Source organism: Anaerotignum sp., from assembly GCF_031981185.1.
GTDB lineage: Bacteria > Bacillota > Clostridia > Lachnospirales > Anaerotignaceae > Chakrabartyella.
Window position 1 is genome coordinate 14,766 of record NZ_DALYUL010000009.1, and the last position, 23,347, is coordinate 38,112.

The following is a 23,347-nucleotide window of genomic DNA, read 5'->3' on the forward strand; positions in this document are numbered from 1 at the left end:
ACTGCAAAATAATACTAGAAAAGGCACGGTTCCCCCTATAAGAACCATGCCTTTTCTTTATGACAATTTCATAGAAGCACAAAAAAAATAATTCCTAAAGTATTTTTTATTTCTCATCTTCCAATCATCTTCATTCTATAAAAAGAGAATACAAAAAGGGGAAGCCCAAAAGACTTCCCCTTTTTGATTCTGAATTTTATTGAACCTGACCGCCTTCAACAACCAGACTGTCTTCAAATTCCAGACCATAAGTATCAACCAAAGTTGCCTCATAATTTGCATGGAAAAATTTTTCATTCCCCAAGCTCTTTATTTCTTCATTAATCCAATTCAAAAGAGTCTCGTTTCCTTTGGACACAGCAGGTGCAATGGTATCTTGACTGCCCAACGAAGGGATACCCACGGTATAGCCTTTATTTTGTAAAGCAAAAGCAATGACTTCTGTATTATCATTTGCCCATGCGACACCATTCCCATTTTCCATTGCGTTTTTCGCCGTAGCATAGGAATCATACTTCTGCAAAGGAACATTGGGATAATTTTCAATCAAAAACGGTTCAGCTGTAGTGCCTGAAATTACAATCATTTCATCCTTAGGATTCCAATTATCCAAGCTTTCGATTACATTATTTTCAGGAGAAACAACCCCAAGGGCAACATTCATATAAGGCAGAGCAAAGTCAACCTTCTCTGCACGCTCTTTTGTAACAGTAAAGTTAGCAAGAATCACGTCTACCTTTCCTGTTTCCAAATATTCAATGCGATTTGCCGCCTCTGTAGACACAAAATTAATCTTTACACCCAAATCTTTACCCAAACGGTTGGCAAAATAAACATCATACCCCTGATAATCTCCATTTTCATCCACATACCCAAAAGGATTTTTGTCAGAGAAAACACCAATGTTGATTGTGCCGCTTTCCTTTATTTCATCTAATGTACGGTAAACAACTGCTTTTTGTCCGCCGGCGCTTGCATCTTCTCCAGCCTCTTTAGAGTCCCCCTTTTTGCCGCATGCGGTAACCGCCAAAGCGAGGGTCATTGCCAGTGCCAATGGTACCATTCTTTTAAAATTCTTCATAAAATTTCCCCTTTTCATATAAATTATAGATTATTTGTCTATGTCCAACTCTCCTTATGCATTCTGTTGCACAGATTTTTCTGCTTCCTTTGGAGATTTGACTGCATGAAACTCAAACATATTTAGGAATTGCTTTGCCCGCTCTGTTTGTGGTTCTTCAAAAAATAAATCCGGCTTGGTATCCTCCAGAACCCTTCCTCCATCCAAAAAGATTATTCGGTCTGCCACCGCCCTTGCAAATTGCATCTCATGGGTCACAATCATCATGGTTCTTCCTTGCTCTGCCAAATTCAGCATGACATCCAAAACCTCTCGCACCATTTCCGGATCAAGAGCAGCAGTTACTTCATCAAAAAGAAGGATTTCCGGATGCATACATAATGCTCTCACAATGGCGACCCGCTGTTTCTGTCCTCCTGAAAGCTGTCTGGGATAGCTATTTTCCTTGCCAATAAGACCAACACGCCCCAAAAGCGCCAGCGCTTCCTCCCGAACCTCTTCTTTTTTTCGATTTTGCACTTTAGTAGGCGCCAACAATATATTTTCTAATACTGTTAAATGGGGAAATAGTTCATAACTTTGAAAAACCATCCCAATTTTCTGACGAAGAGCCACTAGGCTTTTGCTCTTTTGATCAATCTTTTCGCCCTCTAAGATGATTTGCCCTCCTTGAATCGGCTCCAAAGCATTGATGCATCGAAGAAGGGTACTTTTCCCGCAGCCACTGGGGCCGACAATAACGATAACTTCCCCCTGATGAACCGACAGATTAATTCCATCCAAAACGGTATTTTCCCCGAAATTCTTTGTTACCTGTTCCAGTGCTAATAATGGTTCTGTCAATAAAATCACCTCCACTTCTTTTCCAAATGCTTCGCCAACATGCTAATGGGCCAGCAAGCAATAAAATACAAAATAAAAACTATTAAATAGATACCGAAAGCCCCGTTGGGGCTGGACATGCGATTTGCCTCTATCATCTGCTGGGCAACCTTAAGCACCTCTACCACGCCAATCATCAAGATTAAGCTGGTGGTTTTAATCATTCTTGTTATGAGATTAATGGATAATGGAATCAACCGCCTAACTGCCTGAGGAATGATAATATATAAATACGTTTGCGTCTTACTAAGTCCTAAAGCTTCGCTGCTTTCATACTGATGCTTGGGAATGGAAATCAGCGCTCCTCGAACCAAATCACTCATTTCCGCCGCTCCCCAAAGGGTAAAAACAAGAATGGCTGCTGTTTCTCCCGATAAATCCCACCCAAATGCTTTCGTTGTTCCAAAATAAACAAGAAACAAAAGAACCAACTGTGGCATAATGCGAATAAATTCCAAATAAGCCCTTAGAATTATTTTTGTAATAGGATTCTTCCATGTCATCACTGCACCCAATAGGATACCAAGAGGAATGCTAATAACGACAGAAATTAAGCTGATTTTTAATGCTACCCATAACCCCCCCAAAAGGCGAATCATGTTGCTACCTTTCAGTAAAATTTCAAGACCCAAATCCGGCATAGCGCAGCCTCCTCTCTAGCAAGCTGCCCATAATAGAAATTGGCAAAAGGATGATCAGGTAAAAAACCACCAACAGAAATAGACTTTCCGTAGTTTTGTAATAAAGTCCAATCAGATCTTTCGCTGTAAACATTAAATCCATCAAGCTAATCGCACTAAATACACTGGTTTCTTTCATCAAAAAAATTACATTTGCCATAAACGCTTGAATGCTTACAGATATCGCCTGTGGAAGTACCACATACCTCATTGTCTGATATTGATTCATTCCTAGACTGAGTGCGCTTTCTGTCTGAATGATTTCCACCGCTTCCAAACCACTTCGAAATGCTTCCGCCATATAACTCCCACCCAAAAATGCTAACCCGATAATGCCGCAGGTTGTGGCATTTGTCTGAATTCCAATTTTGGGCAAGCCATAATATAGAAAGAACAACTGAACCAATAGGGGTGTGTTTCGACTCAACTCTATGTAGACCCCTACTATCCTTTTGAGACATGGTATTTTGTAATATTGAATAACCGCGCATAGAAAACCTAGCAGGATAGCAAACAAAATTCCAATTAGTCCAATTTTTAGTGTAAGCCATGCCGCCTTCTGATATAATGGCAGATATTCCCATATGAATTCCCAATTCAGAATGACCCCCTCCTTCCTTCTTTTTCACTCCCATGATGGAGCTTTCTTTTAAAACCTATCGACTAAGGTTCCTCTCAACTCAAGGTACTTCTCCATATCACCACCTACGCAATGTAGAAAGAACATACAGTCTTCCTCAGTCAAAATAAAAACTACATTTCAACTTCAATGCATCCAACCTTAAGTATCATTTAATTTATAATTTCATTTTCCCATACCAAATTGGGCGCAAAAAAACCGGGGGCTTCCATGGCTCCCGGGCAAATGGCAAAACAATCCATGTATCAAAGGATTCTCATAGGCGCGAAACAATGACTGTCGAAGCACCCGGCCATACACATCGCCCGGAAAAATATGGTGCAACAGCAACACTTGTTATTTATTTTAAAGATATTTTTCAAAGCCTTCATTGTTTCCACCTCCTGCAATGTTTTAATCATAGGGGTATCATACTCGTATTAACCTATTTTGTCAATAGGTTAATAGGTATTTACTTTAACTTTTTTATATAGGACAATACATCTATAATCAAAAAATTCTTACGAATAAATGGGTAGCTATTCATCTCATATTATCCTCCGTCAATCGCAACCCCTTTCTGGTTCGATCAAACGCTGAATATCCCAACTCTTTCTCTAAGGTTGAAATAAGTTTGCTGATATTTGGTGGGGAAATAAATAAAGTTCCTCTCTTTGTTCAGCTTCTTTTTTCAGAGGCTACCAGAAAATATTACAATTACTTTAACTCCACGCTACTCCCCTCCACCCCTATTACACCAATTAACAAGTTAGATAAAGCTAAATTGTTGTGATTGTACTTACCTGAAACTTTTTTGTCAATAAACAACGGCTTTATTGTAATATAACTTTTGTTTGTGTACCTAGGTTACCTTTGAATATTCACATTTAGTTTAGAGAATTACAATCATAAAGGCACAAAACTCAACCACCCATATAAGCTCACAAGTCTGCATCAATTTATATTCAGCATATTTATAACTAAAACTTTTTCCTCTGTTTTATTTTTTAATCAACATTGTAATATAAAAAAACCCCCAACAAATTAATAAACTCGCCGGGGAATCTTTTCTTTCAATTATCTTTTCTTTCAATTATCTTTTTATTGCATATTCGTAAGTAGCTACTACCTCCAAAACAGCTTCATATACCAGCAATCGGGCATCATTTTTCAATTCACCACGTATAACCTTTTCATATTGATTGGGCATATATTGATGCATTAAATTTAGGGGTATCGTTATTTTATCAAAGTTACCGAACAGCTGATCTATTGCCTTTTGCACCTGAGCATTGGATAGATAATATCTGCAACGGTCAGAATAGCTGTATTTTCTAGCCAAAGCTATTTCTTCCTCAGTTCCATGGTAATGATGTATCCAGTTTTCCGGCTCTGTAAGCATAACCTCTTCCAGCACTTCTATAAAGCATGCCTGTTTTTCTTTTGGTAACAATTCTTTTTCCATAAAACTAAGAGAAAACAAAGCCTCTCTTAATCGGAATGTCAAAGCAGGCCCTACTTTCAAAATTGCAATCCCGTCTTCTACCATTTCTCTTAATTTTTCTTTTGTCTGATAGTCTGTGGAGTGTCCTTCAAAAACCAAGGAGGGATATGCCGTTAAACTGTTGCACAAGGCCTTCGCTTCTTCACGGTCGTAAGGGAAAACTTGAGAATCCCCAAACTCCACTCCAGGCTGCACTACCACTGCTACAATGTTTTCCCATGTATTTAATAGCCCATACCCATCAAAAACCCTTTGATATGTCTCTACTGTATCAATAAAATCAGCAACCCTCGTTACAGAGATTCCTTCTTCTGCCTCAGTAGCCCCTCCCGGAATGGGAACTTCACTGCCAATGATAAAAATAGGTTCTACCTTACCATCAATCTGTGCAAGGGTTTCCATGCAAACTTGATACAGTGCAGCCCCACGTTTCGCAACAATTTCTGTGCTAAGGGGTTTATCCTTTGCGTCATTTCCCAGCTTCATACTGGTATCCAAATGGATTTTTGTAAAACCAGCTTTCACATACTCACTAACCAATACTTTTGCATTTTCCATTGCCTCTTCCTCAGGAAGATTGCGAAAAGTAAGGGGACCCAAATGGTCCCCTCCTAGAAAAATTAGATTTCTGCTACAACCCATTTGGTCTGCAATATGAAATACAAAATCAGCAAAATTTTGAGGGGTCATTCCTGTATATCCACCATACTGATTCACTTGATTGGCTGTCGCCTCAATTAGAACAGGCTGTTGGGTTTGTTTTGCATGATACAGCAACGCTTCAATCACTAGTGCATTGGCTGTGCAGTAAGATGCAATTCCCAGGGTATTGCCCTCTCCTTTAACCATTTGTTTCAATATATTTTCCATGGCACACCAAACCTTTTTATTTAATCTCGAACTCGTCAAATACCTTTCGTTGAAAGGCTTGTTCAACATCCATATATTGATATTTTCCGTCCACATAAACCACATACACATTTTGAATGCCATTTATCACCGCATCAACTGCATATTTGGCAAAGCCTGCTGCCCTTAATCTGTCTGTGGCTGTGGGCACGCCCCCTCGTTGTTGAAATCCTACAAGGTTGCATTTTACGTTCAGCCCCAAAGTGCTTTTCACATAATTTGCAGCATCCACCATTCTGGTGATAGTATTCTGGCTATCTCCCTCGGCAAACATAACCACAATGTAGTCCTTATCCCCGCTCTCTCGTATCTTTACGATTTCCCGGGCAATTTCCTCGTTTGTCATAGGTTTTTCCACCAGAACGCTAAAGTCTGCCATTCCCATCAATACGGAGCTGTGGGTCAAATAACCATCCCACGCACCCAATGTCTCCACAAAAAAGACTCTTCCCGGCAATGCCATACCGGTGTCGCTAATACCATCCAGATAATCCACCTGTTTATTCAATGCTGTGTCATATCCTAATGTATATTCACTGCCATAAATGTTATTATCAATGGTACAAGGTACCCCAACAATGTTCATTTTTGGGTTTAAATTGCTTAAAGCTCTGGCACCCTTGAAACTACCGTCTCCACCCAAAACAATCAGTGCATCAATATTGTTTTTGGTCAGTTGAGAAATCAAAAGCTCTTGATTTTCTAGCTCTTTCAGTTCTGGAAATCTTCCGGTGCGCAGCTCTGTACCACCTTTTTTATGCCAATCCTGTACATCACTGGGACGGAGCACCGTATAATTATTATCACGGATTCCTAAAAATCCACGTTTATATCCGTAAACCACATGCCCCTGTTGTGTTGCATATTTTACTATTTGAGCAAGGCACGGATTCATTCCCGATGAATCCCCGCCGCTGGTAATCACAGCTATATTCATTGGTATTCCCTCTTTTATCAGGCTTTATTTGCACTGCCGAACACGTCAATTTTTCCCTTTACAACTTCTGCGCAAGCATCCTTCACAGGTCCCATATACTTTCTAGGATCAACCTCTTTCTCTGGAAGGTCATTACACATTTTTCTAATAGTATCAGTGAAAGTCTTTTTAAATTCTGTTCCAACGTTGATTTTGCTAATTCCTGATACAACGCATTTTTTGAAATCTTCTACAGGGATGCCTGTACCACCGTGAAGAACCAAGGGGCAATCTGTAATTTTTGCAATCTCAGACAAACGCTCAAAATCCAACTTAGGCTCGCTTTTGTAGAAGCCATGAACAGAACCAAAAGCAATTGCCAAAGCATCAATGCCTGTTTCCTCAACGAAACGAGGAACATCGGAAGGCTGTGTAAAAGTTGCTTTTTCATCGGAAACAACGATGTTTTCTTCCTTACCACCAACTTTGCCCAACTCTGCTTCTACAGAGCAATTGTATTCCTTCGCGAATGCAACAATCTCCTTCGTCTTTCTGATATTTGTTTCATAATCTTCTGCGGAAGCATCAATCATAACAGAGGAAAACCCTGCCTTGATCGCATCTTTGATATAATCCATATCTGTTGCATGGTCTAAATGCAGGCAAACAGGAATATCCACAGAAGCCGCCATACCTTTAACCATGCCAACCGTTTGATGCAAACCAATATATTTGCAAGCACCCATAGATGCCATTAAAATCACTGGTGAATTTTTTTCTGCCGCGCCATTAATTATTCCCTGCGCATCTTCATAGCCATTGAAATTGAAACTGCCTACTGCATAGCCTTCTTTTCTTGTATTCTCTAAAATTTCTTTTAAAGTCACTAAACCTCTCATTTTCACATCTCCCATAATAAACACTCCTATCTCATTGTTTTTTATCTGTGTATTCTTTAATTAAGCAATATGCACCATATAGCACAACCCTGTCATTCATCACAGAATATCTAACAGAACTTTCACTGATTGGCTGAATACATCGTTCCTCTAAGGTCTCCATCAAAGCTTCGTGGAAATATTTCTTTGCCTTTGTAACGCCACCGCCTAAAACGATGGTATCGGGGTTAAAGAAGTTAAATTGATTTGCAATTCCTATTCCTAAATAATAACCCTCTTTGCGGTAAACTTCAAGGGCATATGCATCTCCAAGCTCTGCCGCTTGATTTAACACTTTTCCGTTCAAGTTTTCCGCCTTATAGTCTGCCAATTCAAAAGCCTTGCTTTGGATACCCTTTTCCATATCCTCTTTCAGGCGACGATTAATCGCAGTGCCCGAGGCGTACAACTCAAAACACCCCACACTGCCACAAGGACATTTTAAACCTTCAGGCATAATGGACATATGCCCAACCTCACCTGCACCACTGGAACTGCCGCGATATACTTCACCATTTACAACAATTCCACCGCCACAACCGGTGCTTACAGTCATATAGATTATGTTTTTCAATCCCATTGCGACACCCATTCGCACCTCGGCAAGTGCACCCAGATTGCCGTCATTGTCTAACATAACCTTCGTTCCAAAATCAGCTTCCAATCGTTCTACAATGGGGAAATTGTGCCATCCCATCAAAGGAGCATGGATAATAACACCCTTTTCTGCATCCAAAGGTCCGGGGCTTCCCACGCCGATGCCTAAAATTTCTTCTTTCTTAAGAGAAAAATGATTTATAATATGCAACAATACATCCTTGGTATTTTGATATACCGCCTCTTCCCCTAAGAAAGTTTTCGAGGGTGCCACATGCACATAATCATCTACGATTTTTCCATCTTCCGTAAACAACGCACCTGATGTCTTTGTTCCACCTATGTCTAAAATCAAATAATATCTCATCATACACCTTTTTCCAAGCCTTATGCCTTTTTCTTTTGTGACATGTCAAAAATAACAGCCAATAGAATAATACTGCCGATTACTACCTTCTGCCAATAGGAAGAGATAGATAATAAATTCATACCATTATTGATAACTGCGATGATGGCAACACCAAACATTGCGCGGCCAACAGAACCACTGCCGCCGGAAAGGCTGGTGCCCCCCAGAACCGTTGAAGCGATTGCGTACATTTCGTAGCCTTCACATGCACCTGGTTGTCCATTTTGCAGTTTAGATGCAACCAATACACCACCTAAAGCAGCCATGATGGAACATAAAATATGTGATTTTAAAATAACTCTGTTTGTATTAATACCACTTAGGTGAGCTACTTGAGGATTAGAACCAGTTGCATATACATGTCTACCAAACACAGTTTTGGAAAGCAAAATATGCATCAGCGCCACAACAATAATCGTAAATAATGTAATAATCGGAATAATACCATTGGGGTGAGTATCCGTTACCAGCAATCGGCCTGCACCCAGCCATGAAAATTGGGTAGGCAAACCAAAGACAGCCGTTCCGCCTGTAACAATATAAGTTACACCTCTGGCAATCGTCATCGTAGCCAATGTGGTAATCATAGGCACTACTTTAAATTTTGTAACCATGATACCATTGAAGAAGCCGCAGATTCCTCCGATAATCAATGAAGATACAACCAGGATTATGATGGACATGAATACGGACATATTCGGGAACATCAACCCAACCATTGCGGAAAATACACCCGCAAGAGCCGCAACTGAACCAACAGAAATATCGATTCCTCCAAGGATAATTACATAAGTAAGACCGGTTGCCAAAAGGGCATTAATAGCCATCTGTGAGGTTAGGTTCATAACATTTTTCGTTGTGAAAAAAGTGTCTGTCGCTACGCCAAACCCAATACACAAACCGATCAAAAACACAATAACCATGTTTTTCTTTAGCCATGCTTTCAATTTTTCCATATCATTATACCTCTCAATAACTATTCTTAAGTATTTTTGCTATTTAAACTTGCAAGTTCAATTACATTTTGTTCGGTAGCATCTTTATAATGTAATTCTCCTGCGATTTCGCCTTCTCTCATAACTATAATTCTATCACTGTTGCCTAAAACTTCCGGCAATTCCGAAGATACCATAATAATGCAACCACCATTAGCAACAAAGGCATTCATAAGTGCATAAAATTCAGACTTGGCATTCACATCAATGCCTCTGGTAGGCTCATCCAAAATCAAAATCTTTGAATTCGCTAATAACCACTTAGCCAAAATAACTTTTTGCTGATTTCCTCCAGATAGGTTGGCAATCTCCGTATTGATTCCAGGTGTTCTCACCTTCAGCTTTTCCACGTAATCTTCGCTTACTTCTTTCTCCCACTTTAAATCTAAAAAGCCAAACTTTTTACTGTTTTTTGTGAGACTAGGCAAAACAATGTTGTTTTTTATCATTGCATTAAGCATTAGCCCTGTGCGTCGTCTGTCTTCGGTAACAAGACCAATATGTGCATTAATCGCTTCAATGGGATTTTTAAAGAGCACTTCTTTACCAGATACAAAAATTTTTCCGGAAGAATATTCTCTTGCACCAAAGATTGCCTCCATTACTTCTGTTCGGCCGGCTCCCACTAAGCCAGCGAAACCAATAATTTCTCCAGCGCATGCCCTAAAACTTACATTTTTGAATTCACCTTTTTTACCTGTAAGTCCCTCAACTCTAAGTAATTCTTCTTTTGCTGTATGCTCTTGTCTGTTGTAATAATCCTGAATTTCCCGCCCAACCATACTGGCAACCAATTCTTTTTCCGTTACATCAGCAATGTTAAACGTGTCTACCTTACAACCGTCTCTTAAAACAGTAACCCGCTCTCCCATCTCAAACATTTCTTTTAGTCGGTGGGTGATATAAATAATGGCTACATTCTGTTTCTTTAGTATTTTTATCTGCTCAAACAACGCATTAATTTCGTGCCCTGATAAAGAAGAAGTAGGCTCATCCATAATCACAACTTTTGTCTTTTTCGTCATTACCTTGGCAATTTCCACCATTTGCTGTTGAGCCGCTGTTAGTTCCCTAGCAATTTGCGTCGCTTGAATATCTACCTTCATAAAGTCCAAGATTTCTTGAGCTTCTTTATTCATTCGTTTTCTATCCAAAAGCATTTTGAAGCCTTGCCTTTGCTCTGCACCTAAGAAGATATTTTCCGCTACTGTTAAATCGTTTGCAATACTTAACTCCTGATGGATTACAGAAATGCCTGCATCCAATGCTTGACGAGGGTTATGAAAGTTTACCTTTTGTCCATTAAAAAAAACTTCTCCTTCGGTAGCATCATAAACACCGGAAATGATTTTAATCAATGTGGATTTCCCCGCACCATTCTCTCCCAAAAGACAATGCATTTCTCCTGAATAAAAATCAATAGACACGTCTGTAAGGGCCTTGACACCTAGAAATCTTTTTGAAATATTTTTCACTTGCAAACACGGATTCATCGTATCAACCTTCCTTACTAAAAATTTGCTTATAATAAAACTTTAAGATGAGTTGAAACAACTCATCTTAAAGCCATCCATTCAATTAGAACTATTATTCTGCAGCGTTTTCTGCTGTAATGATATAAGGTGCGATCATTATTTTAGCTTCAGTAACGGAGCCATTGTTCAAATAATCAACCATGTTCTTAGAAATCTGCTTTCCGATTTCCATAGGATTCTGAGAAATTTCAGATACCCAGAATTTCCCATTTTCACCATCCAAAATAGCTGCTTTTGCTTCAGGGTTACCATCGAAACCGATGATTTTTGTATCTGCACCAGCAGCTTTGATTGCAGCTAAAGCGCCTGTTGCAGCAGGATCACCAACTGCGAAAACAACTGCGATGTCATTGTTGTTTGCAGACAAAGCATCAGACATTAATTGCTCAGCCTTTGCAGCATCGCCTTCGTAGTTACCGATATCAATAATATTTAATTTTTTATCAGAAGCTTTTACAATTTCTTCCCAGCCTGTACGACGATCGATACAAGATTGAGGTTCGTCAAAGTTAATGATACCAACAGTTTTGCCAGCTTCTGCAAGTCTTACTGTCTCTTGACCGCCAAGTCTACCACCTTCAACGTTGTCAGTACCAACGAAGCATTTTACAACATCAGTTACATCGCTAGTGCAGTCAAATGTAAATACAGGAATACCTTCTTTGTCAGCAGCTTCCATTGCAGGTGTTGTGCCACCGGGATCGTTGCAAGAAAGTGCAATTGCATCTACGCCCTGTGCTACTAAATTGTTGATGTGGTCAGACGTTACATTACTGTCCAATTCACCATCAAGAACAATTGCTTTAAAGCCCAAATCCTTAGAAGCAGTCATAATGCCTTCTTCAATTAAGTTGTAGAAAACGTGTTCTCTGGAACCAACAATGAAGCCCAATGTTAATTCCTTTTTCGCTGAATCTCCTTCAGAAGGCTTCTCTCCTTCAGCAGCTGGTTTGGAACCGCCACAAGCAGTCAAGCCAAGTACCAATGTTGCACTAAGTAATACACTTAAAAACTTCTTCATAAACCTCTCTCCTTTTTGCATTGAATATTTGCCCTGATTTTATGCAAAATTTCCCTTTGTAATTATGCATCTCGGACATAAAAAAATAATAGCAATTTATTTAAAAAAAGTCAATGATTTTACAGCACATTGAACAACTTTGTATACTCCTACAATTTCCTGTTTTGGTTTTAAGTAATTTAGCACAATAACTTGATTTTGTGAAATTTTTTTCATATCGATCTTAAATTTCTTCATTTTTTGAAAACAATAAGAAATTTTAATTGAATTTGATGAAAAATGTGAAAATTATTTTCAAGTTTATATATGACCAGCTTTATTAAAGTGAAAAATATATTATGCCTCAATCATAAAAAAATATTAAAAATTATCTTATTGACCTGCAAATTTTTATATATTATACTGAAACTAAACAATGCACAGAGGTTGAATTTTTTATTTATATTTATTCATTTTTATGCATATTTATTTTGTTTTTTGGAGGTATGTATATGTACGATATTATAACAATTGGCGAAATTTTGGCGGAAATACTGGCAGAAAAAAAGAATCAGAATTTTTTTGAACTGGGCGGAACCCTTTTAGGTCCCTTTCCAAGTGGTGCACCAGCTATTGCAATTGATCAAGCTGCAAAAATGGGCGCAAAAACAACGATTGTAGCAAAAGTGGGAAAAGATGACTTTGGTTTACTAAATAAGAATAGACTAGAATCCTCCGGAGTGGACATATCCAACATCATTGAAACTTCAGATAATACTACGGGGAATGCCTTTGTAACATACGCTACAGATGGCAGCAGAAGATTTATCTTTCATTTTAAACACGCTGCTTGTGGCGAGCTTGGTCCCAATGATATTGATGACCCACTGATTAAGAACTCTAAAATACTGCATATTATGGGATGTTCAGTAACAGGAAGTCCAACTATGAGTGCAGCAATCATGAAGGCCATTCGCACTGCAAAAAAAAATAATGTAAAAATCAGCTTTGACCCTAATATCCGTCCCGAGCTTTTAACTGGAGAAACGTCTGATTATTTTAATGAAATTCTGGAGTGCTGCGACTTCCTTTTGACAGGAAAAAGCGAACTTGTAAAATTATTTGGAGCATATGAAAAAAATCTGTTGGAATTATTAAAGAAAAAGGATAGAATCATAGTAGTAAAAGATGGTTCCAGAGGTACAGATGTTTACACAAGAAGTGACGCTTTCCAAGTTGGCACATTCCCTACCATCGAAGTGGATCCAACCGGTGCAGGAGACTGCTTTGATGGAACTTTTTTGGCCTTGTATTGTCAAGGAATTGACATCAAAACGGCAACGAAATACGGAAATGCCGCTGGCGCTTTGGCTGTTTCTAAAAAAGGCCCTATGGAGGGTAATTGCAGAAAAGAAGAAATTGAGCAATTGATTTCCGAAAATCCCTCAGTGGAGGCAGTAGATATAGAAAACCCTTTCGCGAAATTATTATAAACCGATATAGGAGATTAGAAGAATGCATTTAGTGGACTCAGCATATGAAAATATTAAACTCAATTTGGACAGTCTTTCTATCACAGAAAAAAAAGTTGCTGTCTTTTTATTGGAAAATGTTGATAGGATACAGACATTAAATGTGGTAGGAATTGCAAAAGAAAGCTGCACCAGCGAAGCAACTGTGGTACGCATGAGCAAGAAATTGGGCTATAAAGGCTTTTATCAGCTTAAAGTTATGCTCATTCATAGTTTAGATCAAGAACAACAACAATCCAACAATGAACCCCTAAGCAGTTTGAATGATTTTTTTCAAGCTACAGCACAAAATATGCTGCATATAGGAAATATGGTGAATCAAAAAAACTTTTTGAAATGTGTGGATTTAATTGCATCTGCAAATACTGTTCATGTCATTGCCTCGGGCAATACCATTCCCTCCATTCTTGAATTTTCATTTCGTTTAGGACGCATAGGGATTGCTACTACAACTTCTATTTCCGATGAGTTGGAGCTTGCTAATATTAACTTAGCTCGCTATGGTGATATTGTCATTGGTGTCTCCCATAGTGGCGGATCAAAAAATGTGGTGAGAGCCTTTGAATTGGCCAGAAAAAAAGGTGTGGCAACCGTTGCTGTCACCGATATTACAACAAACCCTTTAAAAAAACATGCGGATTACGCTTTGGCTAGCACCATTGAATCCTCATCAACATCTGTATTTGGTGCCGAATCTCACATCTATACAAGCGTTATATTAGATGCTCTGGTGTTTTTCACCGCAAACAAAAAGCGCACGCCTCAAGGTGTAAAAATGTTTTTAGCTGAAACACAGATACCCTAGAACATAATCAGTAAAGGAGCCCAAATGGATCATAAAAATGAAATACTTGCAGAGCTTACATCACAATATAATAAATTCAAATTCCATCGCACTGTCCTGGTTCTTTGCGTGCTTTATTTTGGATATACTTATGTTGTTGACTTTCCCTCGGGCTCTAGTCTCTATCGTGTGATTATGGGTGGGATACTTGTTGCAATTGCACTTCTGGCTTTTTATGCCCATGAAAAAACCAAGAAATTGCAAGAGCGAATTCAAAAAGAAAATCAATGAAAATAAGGATAGGCTGAGTTTATGATATTTAAAAACTCAGCCTATTTTTACGGACTCGATTTATATCCTGGTTATGTTTATTGTCAGGTTAACAAGATCAGCATTTACATTGTATCATTTATTCATCATGCTTATTTCTTGTTAAAGGAGTAATAAAACACTTGGTTAGTTTATGATAACACTTTCTTGTTTTATTTATATTCAATTTGAATTCAAATCCTTCGTTCATTTAAAAATATGAACAAAAGTTCCTTTATCTCCCAGCGCCTTGCGTAAACAAAATGATGTAGCATATACATTATCTGTTTCGTCAGCTTATGATTGAATTCATCAACTCATAAAAATATTTGGATTCATACGTCTTATTAAGGTTATACCAAGCATCTAATGTTTTTGAAGAAAATACGTCCAGAGATTTCAAGATATGTACAGCAAATTCCAACGGCGCTATTCCTGATGCAGTAATCAAATTTCCATCAGAAACTACCGACTCCATTTTATAGTACATTTCCCCTTTGTAAGCGGGACAAATCAATTTAAGGTATTCCAGATCATTACTTGTATGCCAACGTGAATTTAACAATCCTGTCTGTGCAAGTCCCATTGTAGCACCGCAAATGGCTGCCACCAGTATGCCTTCCTTCAAACACCTTTCAGCAATTCTTAGGATAGGTTCGTGTATTTTTTCTGCCCAGGTATTTCCACCCGGTAAAATCAATGCAGCTGTGCTATCAATTTCGCACTCATCCAGTTTGATATCTGGTTGTATTTTTAATCCGCCCATTGTTATTATAGGTTTTTTTTCAATTCCAACAGTTACTATTTTAAATGGATCAAGTCCCTTTCTAAAATATCTTCCCGAGTTCAATTCTGCCGTTAAGTAACCTATTTCCCAGTCTGACATTGTGTCAAACACATAAAGATATACCATATTATTCAATTTACATTTTCTCCTTAAATTTTATTCATCAAGGAATACCTACCATCGGTGATCAATGACTATCCTTATTATAAAACAACTTCACTGACATCTACTGTCAGTGAAGTTGTTAAAGTTGATAATATTCCATTAACTCCGATGCAATAACAACAAGTCTTTCTTTCAAACTCTGTGGTTCAATTATTTGAATAGATTTACCATAAGGTAGGAGAAAATTAGGGACATAAAGATGAATTGTTTTTTCCTCAAATAAAAAAACAGCTTGATTGGTTGTTCGTTCCTTCAAATGATGCCCTAAAAACCAATGCATACATAGTTCATCCAACGCCTCCGCCCTGCCTTCGATAACCAAAGTAACTAACCCCTCCTCACCCTCTATAGCAGGCAATAGGTTTTTCATTAAAAATTCACGGCCAGAAAAATCATCGGGGCGCTTAAATATTAGTTGAGTACGCTTGACTAGTAAAATCCGATCTACCCGAAAGCTTCGTATTTCATCCCTTAGGTGGCAAAATGCAACAATATACCATTTATTGTTCCAGTAAGCCATTCCATAGGGGTCTATTATCCTGTTCTTTGATTGCGCTTCACGGCCTGTGCGATACTCAATTTCTACAGAGTATTCCTTTTCTACCGCCTGCTCCAGCTCTGCCAAAATCGGCTGAAGGGAAGTATTCACCATAGGGTTTATAACATCAATTCCGGCTAAGTGATGGTTCAATATACTTTCCTGTTCCTGATTTGAATACAGTTTCAACTTTGATGTTGCATTGCTTAAAGCCGAACTCAAAGGGTATCCAGCTTCTTTTGCAAAGACAGCAGCATGAAGAAGTGCCTTTTTTTCTTCCATATCAAATAACAGAGGTGCTCTGATGAAATTATTCATAAGGCTATACCCTCCATTGTGACCCGGATCAGATATAATAGGCACACCACTGGCACATAGTGCATCCATATGGCGATAAACTGTCCTTATGTTTATTTCTAATTTTTCAGATATTTGTTTTGCAGTCATTTTTTCGCCTGAATTCAGCATCCAAAGAATTGCCAGCATATTATCGTTTTTAGCCATACGTTCCCCCTGCTATGATGAAACTCAATATTTTGGTTTTAAAGTTTCTTTCCTCAATTTTTCAGTTAAACAAAAACTCGTTGGTATAATTTTTAAACATTAAAACTCATTTATCCTTGTAAAATGCCTCAATGGCACGTGAGGCAAACTCAGCAAAGCCTGCTCCATATTTCTCATCCAGAAGAGCCATTGCTCTCTCTGACCTATAGTTGGCTGCAATAGATAACATTATTCCTGCTTCATATGTCACTTGAGAAAATTGCTTCATAACAAAGCCATATTCACCTATTATTTTCCGAACTTCAAACGAATCTAATGGGCATTCCTTCTGCTTACTCAACTTTCTTTCAATATCTTCTACTCTTTTTCCAAATGCCGCACCAACATCTTTGCTTGGGGGGTTATTCATAGCTTTCAATGCACTATCCTTATCTCCATACCATTCAACCATTTTCAGATAACCTTTTTGCATATCCTCTTTTGAACAACGCTCCACATAATGCTTTCTCCACTGATCAATTCCACCAAAGTCTTTAATAATACTTTCCTTTATTTTTTCTGGCATACGGTCTAGTGTTGTTTGACATAGTTCTTCTATTTCTCTTTTCGAAAATATTGCAAAATCCATATTGTTTTCTCCTTTCAAAATATCATCGATGCTGCAAATCAGACGTTCTACCCGCTCTTTTTTTACCACCAACATATTTCTCTGCATTTGCAAAATCTTATTTCTATCAAGAGAAGGATTGCACATAACTGTTCTGATATCTTTTAACGGAATATCAAATTCTCTGAAAAATAATATCTGCTGTAATGTTTCCAGTGCCTTATCGTCATAAAGGCGGTATCCAGCATCGCTCTTATCTGTGGGGTTCAAAAGCCCAATTTCGTCATAATAGTGAAGTGTGCGCACACTAATACCTGTCAAATCTGAGATTTCCTTTACTGTTCTCATTGTCATATGCCCTCCTTTTCTCCCGATAAAATCATTTTAACCTATGACGTTCCGTAAGGGTCAAGACATTTTTTATATTCATATTTTCCATAATTTTTCCGCCAAAGTTGTAACATCTTAACAAGCATTTCTATTTTTTGATGTGCTATGCCAAAGGCTTTTCAAGTATGAATTAGGTCATTATACTGCTTTCGTCAGATATTTTCAATGAAAGGCACTATAAATCCCCCTATCACTATAAGGGCAATTCGTTCCCTCAAGATTTTCTAGCTTAGAAGTTTATTTATTCTTCCCTCTTCTGCTTCTCATATTAGAAGTTTGAAACAAGCTCTTTGCTATGGTAAAATATTAAAATTACTGTCAAGCAGCAACCTTTATGAAACCGGCAAATACAAATTACACTTATAAACGAATTTATAAACTCTGCTCCTTAGCGTGCTTTTACAGCACGCTAAAAATTTTTATATTTTTTATGTAGCATTTTCCTCTCTCTAAAGGTGTTAAGAGTGAAAGGAGGGTTAGACCCATGGAACAACAATCATTACATATGGATGATTGCGCAGAAAATGTTATCCGTTATTATTCGGATATGGTATATCGCCTTGCTTTTGCTCGCACAGGAACAAAACATGATGCTGACGATATTTTTCAAGAGGTTTTTCTTCGCTATGTTAAAAAGAAACCTATATTTAAAAATGAGGAACATCGAAAGGCTTGGTTAATTCGGGTTACAATTAATTGTTCAAACAATTTTTGGAGTTCTTTATGGAAGAAAAAGTCCCAGGAACTTACAAATGAGGAGACGTTTGAAACAGAAGAAGCTATAAATCTATGTACTGAACTGCAGCAATTACCATTAAAATATCGCGAGGTCATTCATCTATTCTATTACGAAAATATGTCACTTGAGGAAATAAGCCTTGTCCTTAACAGAAAGAATTCTACTATTAGAACCCAACTCACACGGGCAAGAGTCATGCTTAAAAAATTTATGAAGGAGGATGATTATGTTTAGAGAACAGTACAATGGGCTCAATAAACAAGTTAGTCCTGATGAAAGTTTATTGAAAGATACCATTCTTAAAGCTCAGAAAATCGAAAAAAAATATGGCAAAAAAATGTATTCATTCCGTAAGCCTGCAATCGCTTTCGTATCGGTTTGTCTTTGCTTATCACTTGCAATGCCAGCTTTAGCCGCTACGGTAGAACCGATATATGAACTCATGTATATGGTTTCACCAACTGTTGCACAGTTTTTTACCCCTATCCGAAAATCTGATGAAGACAACGGGATAAAAATGGAGATAGTATCTACATATATTCATGATAATGTTGCAGAAATCTATGTATCAATGCACGACTTAACAGAAGAAAGAATTGATGAAACCACGGATCTTTATGATAGTTATTCTATCAACCGCCCCTTTGAAAGTTCAGCACATTGTGAACGTGTTGGATACGACGAAAACACCAAGACGGCTACCTTTTTAATTACAATTGATGAATGGGGCAACAAAGATATTACAGGAGATAAAATAACATTTACTGTTCGCGAATTTCTAAGTCATAAACAAACATATGACGATATTGAAATTCCGATATCACTTACAACTGTTGATGTTGCAGAAAAAACACAAAGGGCTTCAAATATTACCGGCGGTGGTGGAACCAATTACAAACTATTTCACCAAAAAAATCCGGTGGCCCTAATTCCTTCTTTACCTATGAAAGAATTCCCTATAGATGGAATTGATTTAACCGGCATAGGCTATATTGATAGTGAGCTTCATATTCAGATAGCTATTACCGATAATTTAGATAATGATAACCATGGATTTTTTTATCTGCAGGATAAGGATGGCAATAAAATAGATAATAGTTATAGTTTCAACTTTGTAAATCAGTATGATCAGCCCGGGAGAATTACCTTTTGCAATTATGTGTTCGACGTGCCACAAAGTGAAATTTCCAATTATACCTTATATGGAAATTTTGTGACTTCCGGTATGAAAACGAAAGGTGACTGGAAAATTACATTTCCTTTAGAAAACCAAAGCCAATAAGCACCCCCTCAAAACTCATTTAAATTATCAAGCAGACAAAGTCTCACAAATTTTAATTCTCAAAAAGCCTTCATAAAAGGCTTTTTTTACTTGTATCTTGTTTTTTCCAAATATATTAAACGTATAAGAGATTTTTTGAAACTAACTATAAAACCTTTAACGCCTCTTCCAACATCAGAAGTTCATACATAAAACCCCTTGGAATTAGAAGAAAAAAATGATCTCCCTTTAGATCGCTTCCCAATGGATACTCAGCAAACATTTTCTCTTTTGCAGTTAAAATATAATCTTTTTCGCCCTTGACATATATAGATAATCTATGTATATTAATATATAGATAACCAATATATAAAGGAGGACAATATATGCCTATTGATAAAAGTTTATTGGCAGGAAGCACGACCACACTCATTTTAAAGCTGCTGGAAGAAAAGGATATGTATGGCTATGAAATGATTGAAAAGCTCTCCACCAAATCTGACCATACCTTCGATTTAAAAGCCGGTACCCTTTATCCAATCTTACACAACCTTGAAAAAAATCAGCTTGTGGAATCCTATGAGACGAAAGCGGATAATGAGCGAATTCGAAAATACTATCACCTAACTGCTAAGGGTACGAATTTGTTAAAAGAAAAGCATCAAGAATGGATAGTCTATTCAACTGCTGTAAATAAGGTTTTGAATGGGGGTTTAAACTATGCAATCAATTAAACCAATAAAGGAATATTGCAATAAAGTGAGTGAGCAAATCCGATGGAAAAAAGCCAAACCAATCATTATCACAGAAATTGAAAATCATCTATATGACCAGAGGGATGCGTATATGGCAAGTGGAGATGACGAAGACGCTGCTACGCACAAAGCAATTAGTCAAATGGGTGATGCTATTTTCTTAGGTCAAGAGCTGGATAAAACACATAAACCTAAGCCACAGTGGTTGATGATAGTATTAACAGGAATAATTATGCTATTAGGACTATTTATTAATGATTACATAAATGCCTCCACTGCGTCTCTGGGCACATTTAGCTTTTTACCATATGTTTTTGCATTTGGCATTTTTGTAGGTTGCTATTACATTGATTTTACTGTACTAGGCAAACATTCTATGAAAATATATCTTTTTATTTTGTGTGTTTCTATAATCGGAGTTCTATTTTGCCCTAGCGTAAATGGTAAACAAGTATGGGTTATGGGCATGTTTTCTATATCATTAACATACTTATCCCTAATCTTTCCCCTCGCATTTTCTCTATTTGTTTATCGTATGAGAAGCAAAGGATTTCCTGGTATTTTAATGTGTGGTTTAGCTTATCTGCCCCTAGCCTTCTTATTGACAGTAATTCCCACAATCTCAGGCTTAATTTTTTATACCATTACAGCTTTAGCAGTCCTGTGTTTTTCAATCTGGCGTGGTTGGTTTGGTGTTAATAAAAAGCAAGGATTGATGGTTGTTTTCATTCCTACAATCATAATATCACCTTTATTTTGCCTTCTGTATCTAAACCGTATGTGGACTAGAATTAGTGTATTTTTAAATCCTGAGGAAGCTAGGTTAACAGCAGGATACCAATGTTGTGTAATTAGAGCCTTTTTATCGAAAGCTGTTTTTTGGGGAAAAGGTGGTGTCCCTGAAATGATTGGAGATATATCCGCAATGCCAAATGTCAACACGGACTACTCCCTTGTTTTTTTGATTCATCAATTTGGATTTGTGATTTTACTTTGTATCACACTGCTTATCGTGGCATTTTCTAGTATTGGGATCTATAAAGCTTTAAGAGAAAAAAGTATCTTAGGTTCTCTTATCGCACTAACAATAATACTAACATTTATTCTGCAATCTGCTTTTTATATACTAGATAATCTCGGTTATGGATTGATTTCCGGCCTGTCACTACCACTTATTTCTTACGGAAACACAGCCTTATTTATAAATGCGGCACTAATAGGCTTTATGCTCTCGATATTTCGAACTGGAGAAATAGTTAGAGATTGTTCTTTAGAAATGAAGACAAACAAAGGCTCCCACTCAATTTTTTCTTATGAGGATGGAAAAATAACTATCAATTTGAATGCAAATCATTCTTAAAGCCCTCACTCTATGAGCATCCCCTTTAATTTACCATTCATCCCCCACTGCATATAATCAAACCTATTGGGAAATCGAGTCGTTACAATCTATGTTTTATGTAACGGCTCAATTTCCTTCTTGTTAAAAAATAAAAAGTAAAATTTAACAGCTGTAGTATGATCTCAATCCACTTTTTTAAAATCAGTTAACTCGTATGTTACATATGGATGATCCATATGGTAACCTAATTTTTCTGCCAAAGACACCGAGCGCATATCATGGGCATCCCAGCTTGGATACAACTTTCGCTGCAAGCATTCTAAAATCAATTTTGCACCACATACAGTTGCAAGACCTTTTTGCCTGTATTCAGGCTTTGTATCAATTTCAATTTCTATGCCTCCGTTATACACAGCATAAGGCGAAGCCCCTGACACAAGCTTTCCATTATGCAATATGGCGGCGCCTATAGCTCTTTTTTCATAATCAGCATAATCCTTAAATTGGGAACATAAATCAGCAGACCAATCTTCACTTCGTGCCATCTGAAATATTTCTTCATTGAATAATTTAACTTCATAACCATGATCCAACGCCATTATATACCCCATTAGTTTTTCCTGATCAAAAATATTCGGCTCCTTCTTTATTGCATAACGCCAAAATTTTTTTGCATGTTTCCCAAAATAACTTTCAATTAGTATCTCCCAAGAACTGTCTTTGGGAACTAAAAATTTGGACCCAATCAGTGATTGGAATAACCTTGAATCCGGTTTGCCCGCAAAAAAACAAATATCACCCACTTCAATCATTGCTGAGGTTGGGTTCACACGGTTATCGGTAATCATTTTTCCCATGTGCCCCTGCAAGCACGACCATATCATTGCTTCATCCCAACCATCAAATAGTGTTGCCCCTTTTTCTATGCTCATTTCATCACCAACTTTTCTTATCTTTGAGAATATTAGCCCTTTGCATCTTAATTTTTAGGCGCAAATTCACGACTGGAACGTGAACCTAATCCTCTAAGTATTTTCTTAATTTGACCCTTAACGCAGTGTCTGTTTTAAAGATCTTTACAGGATATTTTTCACTTTATTATACATATATATCATATACTAACTTGTAATCATAACATCTCTATCAGTATTTTGCAAAGAATACCCTAGACGTCCAGAGTATGCATGGTTTAGTTATACTGCTTCCATCAGCGATAGGTTGCGACACCAATTTTCTTTCCCCTATCGGTAAATTCGGAACTGACTTCATAGGCTATACTGTAACTGGAGAAGTGGCTGGTGGAAAACACCACTATACCACGTTTAGCATCATAACTAGATTCTGTGGAGTAGGTGAATTTTTCTTTTGCGTTCCACATACATAGTGTTAACCTAGTTAATACTTATTAAAGACGTTGGAAGTTTATAAAATATATGGTACGATAAAAATGAATTAACTCATTTACGATATATTTCAGAAGTTACATGGCTAGGGAGGTGCAAGAACATGGTAAAAACAAGGAATAGTGCCTCTTAAAAATGATAATTCTATTTTTAGGAGGCTAATATA

The 23,347-nt window shown here is 37.5% G+C and carries 23 protein-coding genes; 7 read left to right on the forward strand and 16 right to left on the reverse strand.

What is annotated here, in order from left to right:
* Positions 1-196: 196 nt before the first annotated feature.
* The 12 genes from RTK36_RS06655 to RTK36_RS06705 all read right to left on the reverse strand — a co-directional run bounded on the left by RTK36_RS06655 (position 197) and on the right by RTK36_RS06705 (position 12,086).
* Positions 197-1,081 (reverse strand): transporter substrate-binding domain-containing protein, encoded by an 885-nt coding sequence (locus tag RTK36_RS06655; RefSeq protein ID WP_312045483.1) that lies wholly within the window; start codon positions 1,079-1,081, stop codon positions 197-199.
* A gap of 54 nt (positions 1,082-1,135) precedes the next feature.
* Positions 1,136-1,924, reverse strand: a complete 789-nt coding sequence (locus RTK36_RS06660; RefSeq protein WP_312045485.1) for an amino acid ABC transporter ATP-binding protein — start codon at positions 1,922-1,924, stop codon at positions 1,136-1,138.
* A gap of 5 nt (positions 1,925-1,929) precedes the next feature.
* A complete protein-coding gene (locus RTK36_RS06665) occupies positions 1,930-2,604 on the reverse strand; it encodes an amino acid ABC transporter permease (RefSeq protein WP_312045488.1) in 675 nt (224 codons plus the stop codon).
* Positions 2,585-3,244, reverse strand: a complete 660-nt coding sequence (locus RTK36_RS06670; protein ID WP_312045696.1) for an amino acid ABC transporter permease — start codon at positions 3,242-3,244, stop codon at positions 2,585-2,587. Before RTK36_RS06670 ends, RTK36_RS06665 begins: the two co-directional genes overlap by 20 nt.
* Positions 3,245-3,805: 561 nt before the next feature.
* On the reverse strand, positions 3,806-3,919 hold the full coding sequence (locus tag RTK36_RS16680) for a helix-turn-helix domain-containing protein (RefSeq protein WP_442871341.1): 114 nt from the start codon (positions 3,917-3,919) through the stop codon (positions 3,806-3,808).
* Between the two features lie 436 nt (positions 3,920-4,355).
* A complete protein-coding gene (locus RTK36_RS06675) occupies positions 4,356-5,636 on the reverse strand; it encodes a class II D-tagatose-bisphosphate aldolase, non-catalytic subunit (RefSeq protein WP_312045490.1) in 1,281 nt (426 codons plus the stop codon).
* A 16-nt stretch (positions 5,637-5,652) separates the two neighbouring features.
* On the reverse strand, positions 5,653-6,612 hold the full coding sequence (locus RTK36_RS06680) for a 6-phosphofructokinase (protein WP_312045492.1): 960 nt from the start codon (positions 6,610-6,612) through the stop codon (positions 5,653-5,655).
* A 17-nt stretch (positions 6,613-6,629) separates the two neighbouring features.
* On the reverse strand, positions 6,630-7,505 hold the full coding sequence (locus RTK36_RS06685; RefSeq protein WP_312045494.1) for a class II fructose-bisphosphate aldolase: 876 nt from the start codon (positions 7,503-7,505) through the stop codon (positions 6,630-6,632).
* A 16-nt stretch (positions 7,506-7,521) separates the two neighbouring features.
* The gene (locus RTK36_RS06690) at positions 7,522-8,496 is read right to left on the reverse strand and encodes an ROK family protein (protein WP_312045496.1); all 975 of its coding nucleotides are present in this window, start codon (positions 8,494-8,496) and stop codon (positions 7,522-7,524) included.
* Between the two features lie 17 nt (positions 8,497-8,513).
* Positions 8,514-9,491, reverse strand: a complete 978-nt coding sequence (locus RTK36_RS06695; RefSeq protein WP_312045498.1) for an ABC transporter permease — start codon at positions 9,489-9,491, stop codon at positions 8,514-8,516.
* A gap of 26 nt (positions 9,492-9,517) precedes the next feature.
* The gene (locus tag RTK36_RS06700) at positions 9,518-11,023 is read right to left on the reverse strand and encodes a sugar ABC transporter ATP-binding protein (RefSeq protein ID WP_312045500.1); all 1,506 of its coding nucleotides are present in this window, start codon (positions 11,021-11,023) and stop codon (positions 9,518-9,520) included.
* Positions 11,024-11,117: 94 nt separating this feature from the next.
* Positions 11,118-12,086: a substrate-binding domain-containing protein gene (locus tag RTK36_RS06705; protein ID WP_312045503.1), complete on the reverse strand. Its 969-nt coding sequence runs from the start codon at positions 12,084-12,086 to the stop codon at positions 11,118-11,120.
* Between the two features lie 491 nt (positions 12,087-12,577).
* Here RTK36_RS06705 and RTK36_RS06710 point away from each other — a divergent pair, with 491 nt between their 5' ends.
* Genes RTK36_RS06710 through RTK36_RS06720 form a run of 3 tightly spaced genes read left to right on the forward strand, consistent with a single transcriptional unit; the run spans position 12,578 to position 14,672 of the window.
* Positions 12,578-13,558: a sugar kinase gene (locus tag RTK36_RS06710; protein ID WP_312045505.1), complete on the forward strand. Its 981-nt coding sequence runs from the start codon at positions 12,578-12,580 to the stop codon at positions 13,556-13,558.
* Positions 13,559-13,580: 22 nt separating this feature from the next.
* Positions 13,581-14,402 (forward strand): MurR/RpiR family transcriptional regulator, encoded by an 822-nt coding sequence (locus RTK36_RS06715; RefSeq protein WP_312045507.1) that lies wholly within the window; start codon positions 13,581-13,583, stop codon positions 14,400-14,402.
* Positions 14,403-14,426: 24 nt separating this feature from the next.
* On the forward strand, positions 14,427-14,672 hold the full coding sequence (locus RTK36_RS06720) for a hypothetical protein (RefSeq protein WP_312045509.1): 246 nt from the start codon (positions 14,427-14,429) through the stop codon (positions 14,670-14,672).
* Between the two features lie 310 nt (positions 14,673-14,982).
* On the opposite strand, the gene RTK36_RS06725 is transcribed toward RTK36_RS06720, so the two are convergent.
* From RTK36_RS06725 to RTK36_RS06735, 3 genes are all read right to left on the reverse strand, one after another.
* Entirely contained in the window at positions 14,983-15,603 is a 621-nt protein-coding gene (locus RTK36_RS06725) for a type 1 glutamine amidotransferase family protein (RefSeq protein ID WP_331654982.1), read from the reverse strand.
* 118 nt (positions 15,604-15,721) lie between these two features.
* Positions 15,722-16,684, reverse strand: a complete 963-nt coding sequence (locus RTK36_RS06730; protein WP_312045514.1) for a helix-turn-helix transcriptional regulator — start codon at positions 16,682-16,684, stop codon at positions 15,722-15,724.
* A 106-nt stretch (positions 16,685-16,790) separates the two neighbouring features.
* Positions 16,791-17,645, reverse strand: coding sequence for a MerR family transcriptional regulator (locus RTK36_RS06735; protein WP_331654977.1), 855 nt, complete (start codon positions 17,643-17,645; stop codon positions 16,791-16,793).
* Between the two features lie 520 nt (positions 17,646-18,165).
* On the opposite strand from RTK36_RS06735, the gene RTK36_RS06740 reads away from it, so the two are divergent.
* The 4 genes from RTK36_RS06740 (at position 18,166) to RTK36_RS06755 (ending at position 21,796) form a co-directional block, all read left to right on the forward strand.
* A complete protein-coding gene (locus RTK36_RS06740; protein ID WP_312045516.1) occupies positions 18,166-18,654 on the forward strand; it encodes an RNA polymerase sigma factor in 489 nt (162 codons plus the stop codon).
* On the forward strand, positions 18,647-19,702 hold the full coding sequence (locus RTK36_RS06745) for a DUF4179 domain-containing protein (RefSeq protein WP_312045518.1): 1,056 nt from the start codon (positions 18,647-18,649) through the stop codon (positions 19,700-19,702). Before RTK36_RS06740 ends, RTK36_RS06745 begins: the two co-directional genes overlap by 8 nt.
* A gap of 365 nt (positions 19,703-20,067) precedes the next feature.
* Positions 20,068-20,415, forward strand: a complete 348-nt coding sequence (locus RTK36_RS06750) for a PadR family transcriptional regulator (RefSeq protein WP_312045519.1) — start codon at positions 20,068-20,070, stop codon at positions 20,413-20,415.
* Complete coding sequence (locus RTK36_RS06755; protein WP_312045521.1) at positions 20,402-21,796, forward strand: FtsW/RodA/SpoVE family cell cycle protein; 1,395 nt, start codon at positions 20,402-20,404, stop codon at positions 21,794-21,796. Before RTK36_RS06750 ends, RTK36_RS06755 begins: the two co-directional genes overlap by 14 nt.
* Positions 21,797-21,960: 164 nt before the next feature.
* On the opposite strand, the gene RTK36_RS06760 is transcribed toward RTK36_RS06755, so the two are convergent.
* Positions 21,961-22,710 (reverse strand): GNAT family N-acetyltransferase, encoded by a 750-nt coding sequence (locus tag RTK36_RS06760; RefSeq protein WP_312045523.1) that lies wholly within the window; start codon positions 22,708-22,710, stop codon positions 21,961-21,963.
* Positions 22,711-23,347: the final 637 nt, after the last annotated feature.

Coding starts and splice junctions, on each gene's coding strand:
- RTK36_RS06750 (WP_312045519.1), top strand. CDS start 20,068: ATGCCTATTGATAAAAGTTTATTGGCAGGAAGCACGACCACACTCATT.
- RTK36_RS06680 (WP_312045492.1), bottom strand. CDS start 6,612: ATGAATATAGCTGTGATTACCAGCGGCGGGGATTCATCGGGAATGAAT.
- RTK36_RS06655 (WP_312045483.1), bottom strand. CDS start 1,081: ATGAAGAATTTTAAAAGAATGGTACCATTGGCACTGGCAATGACCCTC.
- RTK36_RS06720 (WP_312045509.1), top strand. CDS start 14,427: ATGGATCATAAAAATGAAATACTTGCAGAGCTTACATCACAATATAAT.
- RTK36_RS06705 (WP_312045503.1), bottom strand. CDS start 12,086: ATGAAGAAGTTTTTAAGTGTATTACTTAGTGCAACATTGGTACTTGGC.
- RTK36_RS06760 (WP_312045523.1), bottom strand. CDS start 22,710: ATGAGCATAGAAAAAGGGGCAACACTATTTGATGGTTGGGATGAAGCA.
- RTK36_RS06700 (WP_312045500.1), bottom strand. CDS start 11,023: ATGAATCCGTGTTTGCAAGTGAAAAATATTTCAAAAAGATTTCTAGGT.
- RTK36_RS06665 (WP_312045488.1), bottom strand. CDS start 2,604: ATGCCGGATTTGGGTCTTGAAATTTTACTGAAAGGTAGCAACATGATT.
- RTK36_RS06685 (WP_312045494.1), bottom strand. CDS start 7,505: ATGGGAGATGTGAAAATGAGAGGTTTAGTGACTTTAAAAGAAATTTTA.
- RTK36_RS06695 (WP_312045498.1), bottom strand. CDS start 9,491: ATGGAAAAATTGAAAGCATGGCTAAAGAAAAACATGGTTATTGTGTTT.
- RTK36_RS06715 (WP_312045507.1), top strand. CDS start 13,581: ATGCATTTAGTGGACTCAGCATATGAAAATATTAAACTCAATTTGGAC.
- RTK36_RS06740 (WP_312045516.1), top strand. CDS start 18,166: ATGGAACAACAATCATTACATATGGATGATTGCGCAGAAAATGTTATC.
- RTK36_RS06755 (WP_312045521.1), top strand. CDS start 20,402: ATGCAATCAATTAAACCAATAAAGGAATATTGCAATAAAGTGAGTGAG.
- RTK36_RS06725 (WP_331654982.1), bottom strand. CDS start 15,603: ATGGTATATCTTTATGTGTTTGACACAATGTCAGACTGGGAAATAGGT.
- RTK36_RS06690 (WP_312045496.1), bottom strand. CDS start 8,496: ATGATGAGATATTATTTGATTTTAGACATAGGTGGAACAAAGACATCA.
- RTK36_RS06735 (WP_331654977.1), bottom strand. CDS start 17,645: ATGACAATGAGAACAGTAAAGGAAATCTCAGATTTGACAGGTATTAGT.
- RTK36_RS06710 (WP_312045505.1), top strand. CDS start 12,578: ATGTACGATATTATAACAATTGGCGAAATTTTGGCGGAAATACTGGCA.
- RTK36_RS06745 (WP_312045518.1), top strand. CDS start 18,647: ATGTTTAGAGAACAGTACAATGGGCTCAATAAACAAGTTAGTCCTGAT.
- RTK36_RS06675 (WP_312045490.1), bottom strand. CDS start 5,636: ATGGAAAATATATTGAAACAAATGGTTAAAGGAGAGGGCAATACCCTG.
- RTK36_RS06730 (WP_312045514.1), bottom strand. CDS start 16,684: ATGGCTAAAAACGATAATATGCTGGCAATTCTTTGGATGCTGAATTCA.